8 protein-coding genes are annotated in these 12,615 nt (G+C 72.5%); 6 read left to right on the forward strand and 2 right to left on the reverse strand.

The annotated features are described in order from the left end of the window. Positions 1 to 400: 400 nt before the first annotated feature. From AB0G50_RS32095 to AB0G50_RS32105, 3 genes are all read left to right on the forward strand, one after another. Complete coding sequence (locus AB0G50_RS32095; RefSeq protein ID WP_360116383.1) at positions 401 to 727, forward strand: hypothetical protein; 327 nt, start codon at positions 401 to 403, stop codon at positions 725 to 727. Positions 728 to 730: 3 nt separating this feature from the next. After that, positions 731 to 1,894, forward strand: coding sequence for a hypothetical protein (locus tag AB0G50_RS32100; protein WP_360116386.1), 1,164 nt, complete (start codon positions 731 to 733; stop codon positions 1,892 to 1,894). 366 nt (positions 1,895 to 2,260) lie between these two features. Continuing rightward, entirely contained in the window at positions 2,261 to 5,965 is a 3,705-nt protein-coding gene (locus tag AB0G50_RS32105) for a WD40 repeat domain-containing protein (RefSeq protein ID WP_360116389.1), read from the forward strand. 20 nt (positions 5,966 to 5,985) lie between these two features. On the opposite strand, the gene AB0G50_RS32110 is transcribed toward AB0G50_RS32105, so the two are convergent. After that, entirely contained in the window at positions 5,986 to 7,605 is a 1,620-nt protein-coding gene (locus AB0G50_RS32110) for a hypothetical protein (protein WP_360116392.1), read from the reverse strand. Between the two features lie 189 nt (positions 7,606 to 7,794). Then, a complete protein-coding gene (locus tag AB0G50_RS32115; protein WP_360116395.1) occupies positions 7,795 to 9,894 on the reverse strand; it encodes a M6 family metalloprotease domain-containing protein in 2,100 nt (699 codons plus the stop codon). 155 nt (positions 9,895 to 10,049) lie between these two features. Between AB0G50_RS32115 and AB0G50_RS32120 the strand changes: the two genes are divergently transcribed. From AB0G50_RS32120 to AB0G50_RS32130, 3 genes are all read left to right on the forward strand, one after another. Beyond that, positions 10,050 to 10,418 (forward strand): helix-turn-helix transcriptional regulator, encoded by a 369-nt coding sequence (locus tag AB0G50_RS32120; RefSeq protein ID WP_360116398.1) that lies wholly within the window; start codon positions 10,050 to 10,052, stop codon positions 10,416 to 10,418. After that, positions 10,415 to 11,770, forward strand: coding sequence for a permease prefix domain 1-containing protein (locus tag AB0G50_RS32125; protein ID WP_360116401.1), 1,356 nt, complete (start codon positions 10,415 to 10,417; stop codon positions 11,768 to 11,770). Before AB0G50_RS32120 ends, AB0G50_RS32125 begins: the two co-directional genes overlap by 4 nt. Positions 11,771 to 11,838: 68 nt before the next feature. Continuing rightward, complete coding sequence (locus tag AB0G50_RS32130) at positions 11,839 to 12,483, forward strand: class I SAM-dependent methyltransferase (protein ID WP_360116404.1); 645 nt, start codon at positions 11,839 to 11,841, stop codon at positions 12,481 to 12,483. The last annotated feature ends 132 nt before the right edge of the window (positions 12,484 to 12,615 follow it).

Here is a 12,615-nt window from a genome sequence, read left to right on the forward strand (position 1 = left end):
GGCCTCCGCGTTCTCGTGCTCGCGGTTCGGGGGGAACACCGTTCCCCGCGATCCGCGGTCCTCGTTCACCCGTGAACGAGGAAAAGCGCCACCGCCACACCGCTCAGAAAGCTGAACAGGACCAGGCGCGCGAGCACACCCGCGCTGCATCGAATTCGCATTCCCACTCCTCGTCGTCCGGGTGCGCGGACCTCGGTACCGGTGCCGCACTCGTAGTGGACCGCGATCGCCCGGGTGGTCGACAGCCTCGGGAACGGGTCCGGACACCTTCGTGCGGCGGAGCGTGCGAAATGCCCCTGACCACGGTGTCCGAACCTGTCCGAGCATTACCCGAACCCTGTGAACGATCTTGGGCACGTGCTTCGATCGCGTCGAAGACGGCCGGACCGAGGAGCAGGGATTGCACACCCACAGCACAGTCGAAGTCCTCACCGCGGCATTGCGCGATTCAGCCGCGGCCATGCGCGACGCGGGCGAACACGTCGGTTCACTGGGCAATTGGGCCGACCTCGAATGCGAGGTCGGCCGGGCGCTGCCCGGATCGGCCTCGGCGCACGTCGTGCCCGAGGTCGTGGAGCAGTGGACCTCGCGGTTGACGAGGTGGTCGGAATCCGCGCTGGACTTCGCCCGGAAGGTCGAGCAGTGCGCGGACACCTACGACGAACACGAGCGCCACGTCCACGACACCTTCGCCCGGATCGGGCACGAACCGCGCGGGGGTGAGTGAACCGTGCCCGGTTACGGCGAGGTGCGCGAGTGGACTCCCGAGCCGCTGGAGCGGGTCGTCCGGCTGCTGAACCAGCTGGAAGCCGACCTGGTGTCGCTCGACGACGACGTCGTCGCCGGTCGACCCTTCGGGTCGTGGCGGTCGGTGGCCGCCGAGCGGGCGTCCGAGGCGCACGACGAGTTGACCGCGCGCGTCGAGGACGTCGTGGCCACCGTCGCGGCCGTGCGCAGACTGACCGGCGACATCGCCGACCGGGTCGACGCGCTCCGATCCGAGGTCGCCGGTGTCGAGGCCGAGGCGCACGAACTCGGCTTCCTCCTCGACGGGAACGGCCTCCCGGTGCCGCTCGCGAACCGCGCCCCGGTGAACGTGGTCGTCGCGCTGATCTCCGCGCTGCGGCTGCGGGCTCTGGTGGCGGGCGTGCTGCGGTCGGCGCGCGACATCGACGCCGACTACGCGTTCGTCCTCCGCGAGGTGGCCGACGGCTCGATCCACGTGTCGGACCGGGCGAACTCCCTGGCCGACGCCGCGCTCGCCGGCGCGGTGCGCGGCAGCGTGCTGCACGAACGGCTGCTCGACCGGTTCCACGTCGCCCCGGACACGCGGCCGATGACCGCGCTCGGCGGACTGCTGCGCTCGATGGTCGCCGCGGACGACGGAGCGAAGTTGAACCGGGGGGAGACCGACCTGGTGCTCGGGCTGGGCGTCGGCATCTTCCGCTTCAAGGACCTGTCGGAGCACGCGATCACCGAGGCGGCCGACCGCTACCCCGACGAGCCGCGGGTGGACGACCGCGGTGACGCGTTCCGGCACACCTACTGGAACGCGTTGATGAGCAGCGCGTTCGGCGACCGGTTCGCCACCGCCTACGGCACCGCCCACGAGCAGAACGCGGGCGACCCCGTGGCGCAGGCGATGGACCTGCACAACAACGAGGTCGGCCGGCAGATCGCGCGGGAGAACCCGGGCGTGGACGAGGGGACGCTCGCGGAAGCGGTCCGGCAGGCCGTGGAGGGTGGGCGCACCGTCGAGATCGACGCGGCCGGCGAGCTGGTCCCCACCGGGAGCGCGGTCGACCCGCCCGCGGCGCCGAGGGTCGAACCGCCGTCCGAGGTGCGCCCGGCGCCGTACGAGGTGGAGCTCTTCCGGCACCCCCTCGGCTTCTGAAAACCCCTCGGAGGAGGGAATGCGGTGTGGTCGGCGGCGTCGGGTGGTCGACCGGCCCCGATGACCGGCCGGGGAAAACTCCGTCGCCGCGGTTCCACACTTATGGGTGAATTCGGCAAGCGGTGGCGCGGGGGAGTGCGGGTCGTCCGTCAGTATTCCTCCGCGCCGCCGGAATCACCGGGCAAGGGCTGACGGGCGAAGCGGCGCTGGGCACCTGGCGAGTGGAAGGCCTGAATGACGCACATCGGGAACGACTTCGACCTGGATTCCGTCCGTACCGCGTCCGACTTCGGCAAGGCGCTGACCAAAGTCCGCAAAAAAGCGGACTTATCCATTCGTGAGGTATTCAAAAAGACGAGAATACCGGTGCCGACCCTCAGCGGTCACTTCGCCGGCAGCCACCTTCCCCGCAGCGGCGCGATCCTGAAAGCCGTGCTGATGGCGTGCGGGGTGCACGACGAGGCGGAGTTGGCCGCCTGGAACGACCTCCTGGAGCGGGTGCGCTCGCCGCTGGGCCGTCCCGGACGCCTGGCCACCGCGCCCTACCAGGGCCTCCAGTCCTACCGGGGCGAACACCGCGACCTGTTCTTCGGCCGTGCCGCCCTGACCGACGACCTGGTGCGCCGGGTGGCCGATCCCGACGCGGTCGCCCCCGTCCTCGTCGTCGGCCCGTCGGGCTCCGGGAAGTCCTCGCTGCTCCACGCGGGGCTCGCGCCGAGGCTCGCAGGCGACCCGGACACCCCGTGGACCGTCGTGGCCTGCACGCCCGGCGCGACACCGTCGGCCACCCTCGCCGAGCGGCTGGCCCTCGCCGGTGTCGACCGGGTGGCGGGCGACGGGGAGGCACTCCGCGGGCTCGACGCCCCGCTGCTGATCGTGGTCGACCAGTTCGAGGAGCTGTTCACCTCGTGCGTCGACCCGGAGGACGGCGCCGCGTTCGTCACGACGCTCACGTCGCTCGCCTCGGCTCGCCGCGCGCACCCGGTGCGGGTCGTCGCCTCCCTGCGCTCGGACTTCTTCGACCGGGCGCTGAGGCTGCCGCCGCTGGCCGACGCCCTGGCGGACCAGGTGCTCGTCGGCCCGATGTCCGAGCGCGAACTCAGGGAGGCGATCGAGGGCCCCGCGACCAAGTGCAGGGTGCGGCTCGGCGACGGCCTCGTCCACATGATCCTGCGCGACCTCGCGCCGACCGGGGAGCACACCGGGCGCGCGCACGACATCGGTGTGCTGCCGATGCTCTCCTTCGCGTTGCTCGCCACCTGGGCCCACCGCAACACGAGGTCGATGGAAATCGGCGACTACGTCGAGACGGGCGGCATCGACGGAGCGATCGCGCACGCCGCGGACGCCGTGTTCGGCGACCTCGACTCCGTCGAGCGGGAACTGGCGAGGCAGCTGTTCCTGCGGCTCGTCCACGTGGGCACGGATTCTCCGGACACCCGTCGTCGGGTCCGGCTGGAGGAGCTGACCGGAGCCGACGACGAGATCTTCCACGCCCGCAGGCGCGGCGTGCTCACGCGGTACGTGGACGCCAGGCTGATCACCGCCGACCTCGGCACGGTCGAGATCAGCCACGAGGCCCTGCTGGCCGCGTGGCCGCGGCTGCGGGAGTGGATCAACGACGATCGGGACGGCCACCGGACGCGTCGCGCGATCACCGAGGACGCCGAGCGGTGGCACGCGGCGCAGGAGGACCCCGGGGCGCTGATCCGCGGCCAGCGGCTCGCCGCCGCCGTGCGGTGGGCGGACGCCAACGACGTCGACACCCTGCTGACCCCGTCGGAACGGCGCTTCCTGCACCGCAGCGTCGCCGTCGCCGACGCGGAGCTCCTCCGCGAACGCCGGCGGGCGAAGGTGCTGCTCTCCCTGGTGGCGGTGCTGACGGTGGTGTCGCTCGTGGCCGCGGGGATGGCGTACTTCTTCGTCCGCGAGCGGGACGCCGCGAACCTCGAGCGGGAGATCGCGGTGTCGAGGCAGATCGCGGGCACCGCGGACCGGGTCCGCGAGCTCGATCCCGCGCTCGCCGCCCAGCTGTCCGTCGCGGCGTACCGGACGCACCGGACCGCGGAGGCGCAGGCCGCGGTGGTGAACTCCACGACCGTCGCGCACGCGACGCGGATGGTGCGACCGAGCCGGGCCAGGCAGGCCGTCGCGGTGAGCCCGGACGGATCGGTGCTCGCCGCCGCCGGCGCGACCAAGGACGACCACGAGGTCCAGTTGTGGGACCTGCGCGAGCCCGGCAGGCCCAGGCGCGTCGACACGGCCCTCCACGGGCACACCGATTCCGTCTACGGCGTGGTGTTCTCGCCGGACGGCAGAACGCTCGCGACCGGCTCCGGCGACGGCACGGTGCGGTTGTGGGACGTCGGGGACCTCGACCACCCGGTCGCGCTGGGCGGGCCGCTGGTGGGTCCGACCGACCGGGTGCTGGCGGTCGACTTCTCGGCCGACGGCGGGATGCTCGCCGCCGGCAGCCGTGACGGGTCGGTGTACCTGTGGGACGTGAGCGCGCCGAAGCTGCCGGTGCCGGCACCCGCGCCGCTGCGCGGTCCGACCGGCGCGGTGCAGTCCGTCGCGTTCGGGCCGGGTGGTGTCCTGGTCGGGGCGGAGGCGGACGACGCCGCGCACGTCTGGCGGGTGGCCGCGGGCGGAGTCGCCGAGCACCTGGCGCGCGTGGTGGTGCCCAGCCGGGCCAACGCGGTCGCCTTCGTGCCGGGCACGGCCACCGTCGCGGTCGGGAGCAACGACGGGTTCCTGCGGTTCTGGTCGGTGGCCGACCCGGCCGCGCCCGTCGTCGCGGCCGAGCCGCTCGAGGTTTCCGAGAACTGGGTGAACGCGGTGGCGTTCACCCGGGACGGCCGGGTCGCCGCCGTCGCCGGACCGGACGACAACGTCCGGGTGTGGGACGTGGTCCGGCGCGAGGAGGTGGGGGTGCTCCCGCACCCCGAACCCACCACGGCGGTGGCCTTCCGCGGCGAGGACCGGTGGTTGATCACCAACAGCACCGACGGCGTCGCCAGGACCTGGACCTTCCCCGGTCCCGGCATGAAGGGGGCCGATCGGGAGATCTCGTCGCTGGCCTTCACCTCGTCCGGCGGCCTGCTGGCCGACGCGGGTGTCGACGTGCGGCTGTGGGAGGTGCGCGACGGGCGCCGGGTGCGCCAGGTCGGTCCGACGCTCGGGTCCCCGCCGGGGTCGAAGCTCATGAGCGGGCTGGTGTCGATCGACTCGCGGGACGCCGTGCTCGCGGCGAGCGCGCGGGACACGCACGACGTGTGGTTGTGGGACATCACCGACCCCGCCGCGCCCCGGTTGTTCCCGGTCCCCCTGCACGGGCACGGTGAACTCGTGGAGGAGGTGCGGTTCGCGCCGGAGGCGCCCCTCCTCGTGACCGCGTCGGACGACGACACCGTCAGGTTGTGGGACGTGGCCGACCCCGGCGCACCGCGCCCGCTGTCGGTGCTGGAACCGGGTGCGGGCAACGTCTTCATGGTCGACTTCACACCCGACGGTCGCGCGGTGCTGGTGGCGACGCAGTCCGGCGACCTGCTGAGGTACGACATCACCGACCCCGCGGCGCCCCGGCAGGTCGACCGCGTCCGGGTGTCGTCGGACTACCTGTACGCGGTCGCGGTGAGCCCCGACGGGCGGACGGCCGCGGTCGGCACCGCGGACGGCGGCGTGCGGTTGTGGGACCTGACCTCGGCCGGCCTCACGCCGCTGGGTGATCCGCTGCCGGGCCCGGACGGCTACGTGCACGCCCTGCGGTTCAGCCCCGACGGCGGGCACCTGGCCGCGGGGCTGACGACGGGTCAGCTGTGGCAGTGGGACGTCTCGGACCGCGCCCGACCCCGGCAGGAGTTCCTCCTCCAGATGCCGACGACGCACACCTGGGCGATCGCCTTCGCCCCGGACGGGGGTGCGCTGGCCGCGGTGTTCGGGGACACCACGCTCCTCGACCCCCGTCCGGAACAGGTGGCGACGTGGCTGTGCGACACCGCGGGCACCGCGTTGTCGGTCGAGGAGTGGCACGAGTACGTGCCGGACACCGAGCCCCGACAACTCTGCTGACCGTCGGCCTCGGCCCGGGGTCAGGTGTTGATCAACGAGTTGAAAGCGGTGGTGATGTCGGCGTCGGACGGGGTCACGGTCATGTCGGAGGCGGGGCCCGTGTCGAGGACGGAGCGGGTCGTGTACTTCACGACGGCGGGGCAGCTCTCGCCGTCGATCTCCACGGTGGTGGTGGTGATCAGGCGGCCCGTCTTGAGCTCGTAGAGGCGGACCGGGATGGCCACCCGGTGGAACGAGACGTCCTTGCTGCCGCTGAAGACGCCGTTGAAGAGGTAGTTGCAGGTTTCCTTCACCGAGCCGTCGCGCGGGGCCTCGGCGCACAGGACGACGGTCGCCTTCGCCACGTCGTCCACCTTCCAGTCGCCCGGCAGGCGGTCGGTGTGCTTGTTCGTGCCGGAGATCCAGGCGCGGTTGGGGTTCTGGGCGCCGTACGGGGCGGCCGCGCTGTACGGCGCCGGGGTGGCGCAGTAGCGGGAGGTGCCGCTCGGTGAGCCGAGCAGGGAGCGGACGTTGGCCAGTTCGATCGCCCAGACGGCCTTCTGCACGCCCTCCGCGGCCTTGGGCGCGAGCTCGTGCTTCGGGTAGACGTCGAGCAGTTCCTGGTAGCGCTGACGTGCCTCGGTGAACGACTCGCGGGCCATCAGGGCGTCACCGCACTGGAGCATCGCGGTCGGCTCCACGCCCGGCACGACCTCGGCCGCCCGGTCCAGCGGGTTGCCCTGTGCCTCGCGGGTGCGCAACCACGTGGTGAGCGCCCGGGTGTCGCACGGGTTCGTGAGGGGAAGCTTGGCCACGAACCGGTCCACCACGTGGTCGACCACCCGCTCGTAGCCGGGGTGGTCGGCCAGGGCCCCGGTCAAGCTCTTGAACCCGGACTGGAGCAGCGGAACGCCGCCCGCGACCGACGACTGCAACTCCCGCTCCGCGCCGGCGATGGCGTCGCACGCCTCGACCGTGGCCTGACCGCGCGCGGTGAGCGGCGCGTTCGCCAGCCGGTGGCCGAACCACAGCCGGTCGACCGCCGACACCGCCGCCGTGCAGTCGCCCGCGGCCCGGGCGTCGTCCACGTCCCGCTCGACGCCCGCCGCGTCGAACCGCAGCAGACCGACGAACAGCACCACGGGCACCGCCGCCGCGAGCGCGATCAGCCGCTGCCTCCGGGCCCGCGGACCCGGGGTGGCGGCCCGACCGCCGGCGAGCCGCCACCCGTGCACGGCGACCGCCGCCCACCACAGCACGACGACGATCTCCACCCACACCGAGCGGAAGATCACCGTGAGCACGAGCAGCAGCACCGCCGTGATCCAGCCGACCACGATCGCGGCCCGCCGGTCGCCCAGCATCAGGTAGCCGACACCGAGCAGCGACGCGTTGCCGATCGCCGCGGCCGGCGGGTCGACCTCCCGCAACTCGGCGGGCTCCTCGTCCACCCACTCCTCGTCGTCCGAGTCGACCGAGCCGACCGAGCCGACCGCCTCGTCGGGGTCGCCCGCGTCCTCGGAGCCGTGGACGTCGTCCGGGCCGTGGACGTCCGAGGTGTCGGATTCGGGGTCGGGTAACGGATCCGGTGGCGGGCTCGCCGTCTCGTCGGCCGGGTCCTGGTGCGGCGGCACGGAGACCGGCTCCGGTGGCGTCGTCACCGGTGGTTCCGGCGACGGGGTCGGTGACGACGCGTCCGGGTCGTGCGGCTGCGGTTCCGAGGGCGGTGACGGGTCCACGGCGGTCCTCTCGCGGAAGGGGCCTCACGGCGGGTTCGCCCATGGTGGTGGGTCGCGCCTGCCGCTGTCCCGCGATCGGGTGGACCGGTCGGGTGGAAGTTTCCGCCCGGGTCAGCGGCCGCTCACGGTGCACGTGGCGGTCGCGGTCTTGGCGGGGTTGCTCTCCGAGGTGGCCTTCAGGGTGATCTTCCCGACCGGCGCGCCGCCGGCACGCCGAACCTGGACCGGCACCTGCACCTGGTGGCCGAACTCGGCCGTGGCCAACGTATTCGGCACCTGCGCCGTCCAGCCCCGACCCTCCGCGGTGGCCGACACCCGGTACACGTCGCTGCCCAGGTAGGCCGACACGTCCTCCGGGTGCTGCCCGGCGGGCGCGCCGCCGCGACCGGTGTTGAGCAACGGGAACCGGCACGTCGCCACGCCGTCCGAGCCGACCCGGCCGGCGGTGGGCAGGAGCCGCACCCCGCGCTGCTGCGGTCCCGAACCGTCGAGCGAGCGCACGGCGACCGTGTACGACAGCACGCCCTTGGCGTCGCGCCGCACGTCGAGCACGTAGAAGTGCAGCCGGTTGGCCCGGTCCACGTACTCGTACTCGCTGCCCGAGTTCGTGCCGGCGTGGAACAGCGCGTCCGCGAGCTGCCGGTAGTCGCCGATGGTGATGGGCACCTTCCGTCCGTCCGGCAGCACGTAGTCGGTCATGCCGATGTCCTGCGGGTTGGCGTCGACCACCCAGGCGAACGGCGCGTCGTCCTCGTCCTTGGTCTTGGCCAGCAGCACGCCGGCGTCCGGGGTGAACGAGTCCGAGCCCATCCGGTCGACGACCTCGACGGTGTAGTTCTGGTAGCCGCCGCCGTCGCACATCGGGTCGGTCTTCGGGTCGCACGCGGGGGAGAGATCCCCCTTGCCCAGCGCGATGTTCACGCCGGTGAGCCCGTTCGCGCCGGGCTGCACCTCGCGCGCGGTGACCTTGGCGACCACCACGCCGGAGTCGGCCAGCGCCTCGCGGGACAGCCGCAGCACGTTGCGCTCGTCCACGATGCCGAGCTTGATCTTGTTGCGCAGCATGTGCTGCGCGCCCATCGACGCGCCCGCGGTGGACGGGATGACCCACCGGGAGTGCGGACCGCCCGGCCCGTTGAACGAACCCCGGGACAGCATGTCCCACGGCCCGTTGTAGTCGCGGCGCGGTGGTTTGCCGTACGGGTTGTTGTAGTTGTCGCCGATGCCGAGCAGGTGGCTCAGCTCGTGCGCGTACACGCCCTGGCCGGAGCTCTCCGCCTGGGTGGACGAGCCGTCCTCGGCGTTGGGCCACATCGAGGAGCCCGCCGCCCACGACGTCCAGTCGACGTACCGGGTCTTCGACCAGTTCGGCAGCGTCTCGTCGGGCGGGCCGAACGGGTCGGTCACGTCCTCCTTGGCCGCGAACTTCATCATGCCGAACTCCTGCCAGGTGCCGGACTCGTCCTGGCCCGCCGACAGGTAGTAGACGAAGTCGTACCCCTTCGGCACCTCCGCGCCCACGGCGGCGACCCACGCGGACCGGCCGTCGACGCGCAGGTCGCGGTCGCAGTGGTCGCCCGCCGGGCACGCGGTGCCGTCCTGGAACTCCATCCCGTACTCGTGGTCCTTGCCCGGCATGGTGTACGGACCGAACCCGGTCAGGTCGACGCCGTAGCGCCCGCCGGAGTCCTCCATCCAGTACTCGTTCACGGTGTGGCCGTGGTTGAGCGCGCTCGGCTTGTTGAGGAACTCCTGGTAGTACTGCGCCACCTTCGCGCGCGGCACGTCGTGCACGAGCGTGCCGGGGTTGCCGAACACGGTGGAGTGCGCCGGCTGGGTCACCACGAACGGCTGGTTCGGATAGTCCAGCAGGACCAGCGCGCCCTTGAAGTTGCGCACCGAGCCCTTGACCGCCGGGTCGGACCAGTGGGTGCCGGGCACCTTCCGGTAGTCCTGCTCCCAGGTCATGTGGTCCGGGTTCACCCAGTTCTGCGGGTCGACCGGTGCGGGGAACCCCGCCTGCGCCGCGACCCGCGCGGTGTCCCGGGTCTGCTGCCACGGCTGCTGCTGGGGCCAGTGGTCGTACTGCCAGGGGTGTTCCTCGGACTGGGCGGCGAGCGCGCCCGTGTTGCCCGCGGCCAGCGCGGCGACCGAGAACAGCGCGGTGATCAGGACCAGCGGGCGTCTGCGACGAACCCGGGTGAGGTACATGCCGCCTCCGAAGTGTCGGTGCACCCACGCTAACGGCCGCAGCGGCAAGGGAAACCGTTGTCAGTTGACGGAAATCGTGGCGGTGCCCGAGGTTCCTTGCCGTTCGGCGACACCTAGCACTACTATGCCTCGAAGTACTAGGTATAGGGGGTTTCGTGAAGGTCACCAAAGACCTCGTGGCGGCGTCGGCCACGCCGATGGTGCTGGGCATCCTGGCCGACGGGGACAGCTACGGCTACGCCATCCTGCGGCGCATCAACGAGCTGTCCGACGGCGAGCTGGACTGGACCGAGGGGCTGCTCTACCCGTTGCTGCACCGGCTGGAACGGCTCGGCCACGTGGAGTCCGACTGGCGCGCGGTGGCGGGGGAGCGGCGGCGCAAGTACTACCGCGTGACCGCCGGCGGCCTGGCCGAACTGGCCGAGCAGCGCCGCCAGTGGGACACCGTCGTGCAGGCGCTGCGGGAGATCTGGCCGGGCGACTCCCGGCCGTTCACCGCGATCCCGATGGGAGGCCCGGCATGACCGACGACGGGTTGGAGGGGCAGTTCGCCCAGTGGCGGGACTACGTGCGGCGGCGTCCCGAGTTGGCCCAGGCCGACGCGGACGAGCTCGAGGACCACCTTCGGGGTTCCGTCGAGGAGCTGATGGCCGCGGGCCTGCACGCCGACGAGGCGTTCCTGGTGGCGGTCAAGCGGATGGGCAGCCTGGACGACCTGTCCCGCGAGTTCGCCCGCGAGCACTCCGAACGGCTGTGGAAGCAGCTGGTGCTGACCGCCGACGGTCCCGAGCCGGGCACCCGGTCGCGCCGCGACCTGATCACCATGGTGGCGTGCGCGCTCGGCGCGGCGGTGTCGATGAAGCTGCCCGCGCTGTTCGGGTTGAACTTCCACGACGACGGCGCCTTCTACGCGCCGAACGTCGGTCTGCTCGCGCTGCCCTGGCTGACGGGCTTCCTGGTGTGGCGGCGCGGCGCGTCGAGGTCGGTGATCGGCGTGCTGGTGGCGCTGTTCGCGGTCGGCGCGGTGGCGGCCAACGCCTACCCGCTCGCCTCCACCTCGCAGTCGCTGGTGCTGACCACGATCCACCTGCCCATCGCGCTGTGGTTCGCGGTCGGCCTGGCCTACGTGTCCGACGACGTGCGTTCCGCCAGGCGGCGCATGGACTTCGTCCGGTTCACCGGCGAGTGGTTCGTCTACTTCGTGCTGATCTGCCTGGGCGGCGGCGTGCTGACCGGCCTCACCTTCGGCGCGTTCGAGGCCATCGGGCTCCCGCCGGAGACGTTCGTGTCGCAGTGGCTGGTCCCGTGCGGCGCGGCGGCGGCCTCGGTGGTGGCCGGGTGGCTGGTCGAGGCCAAGCAGAGCGTGGTGGAGAACATCGCGCCGGTGCTGACCCGGTTGTTCACCCCGCTGTTCACCGCGGTGCTGCTGGCGTTCCTGATCACCTTCGGGGTGGCGGGCTCGGGCATCGACGTGGAGCGCGAGGCGCTGATCCTGTTCGACCTGCTGCTGGTCGTGGTGCTGGCGCTGCTGCTCTACTCGCTCTCCGCGCGCGACCCGCTCGGGCCGCCCGTGCTGTTCGACCGGATGCAGCTCGCCCTGGTGGTCAGCGCGCTGGCCATCGACGTGCTGGTGCTGTGGCAGATCGTCGGTCGCATCAGCGAGTTCGGCGCCACGCCGAACAAGGCCGCGGCGCTGGGGGAGAACGTGCTCCTGCTGGCCAACCTCGCCTGGTCGGCCTGGCTGGTGTTCCGGCTGGTGACCCGGCGCGCGCCGTTCGCGGTGGTGGAGCGCTGGCAGATCGGGTACCTCCCGGTGTTCGCGGGCTGGGCGTGGGTGGTGGCGCTGGTGTTCCCGCCGGTGTTCGGGTACCTCTGACGAGTCCACTGTGGACGGTGAGCGATTCGTTCAAGACCGGGCGCGGCGCGGGGGTCGAGACTCGCGGCATGGACACCTTCACCCCCGCCCTGGGCCGCTTCGCGCCCACCCGGTTCTACGACACCGTGATCTCGCTGACCCGCGAACGGCTGTGGCGCACGCTGACGGCGGCGTACGTGGCGCCGCGCCCCGACGACCTGATCGTGGACGTGGGGTGCGGCACGGGTTCGCTCGCCGTGCTGCTGGCCAGGCTGGAGCCGACCGCGCGGATCGTCGGCGTCGACCCGGACCCCGAGGTGCTGGCGGTGGCCGAGCGCAAGGCCGGCGCGGCGGGCGCGGCGATCCGCTGGGAGGTCGGCCTCGGCGACGACCTGGCGGCGAAGGTCGGGCACCCGGCCGACACGGTCGTGTCCAGCCTGGTGCTGCACCAGTGCCCGATCTCGGTGAAGCGGTCGGTGCTCGCGGCGACGCACGCCGTGCTGCGCCCCGGCGGCCGGTTGGTGATCGCCGACTTCGGCCGCCAGCGCACCCGCTCGATGCGCCTGGCGTTCCGGGTGGTGCAGTGGGCGGACGGCAAGGAGGACACCCGGCCCAACGCCGACGGCGCCCTGCCCGGTCTGATCGCCGAGGCCGGCTTCACCGGCGTCCGCGAGGCCGAGGTGGTCGCGACCCCCACCGGCTCGATCTCGATCTACACGGGCCGCCGCGACTGACCCGGGACGCGAGCCGCACGACGACACCGGCCCGGTCCCGCGCCCCGAGGGGTGGGCGCGGTGCCGAGACCGGGCGGGGATCCGGTGGACCCGGCCCTCGTCCGGAGGCCCGGGGTGGCGGACGGAATCGGG

This window comes from Actinosynnema sp. NPDC020468 (assembly GCF_040642015.1).
In the GTDB taxonomy this organism is placed as follows: domain Bacteria; phylum Actinomycetota; class Actinomycetes; order Mycobacteriales; family Pseudonocardiaceae; genus Actinosynnema.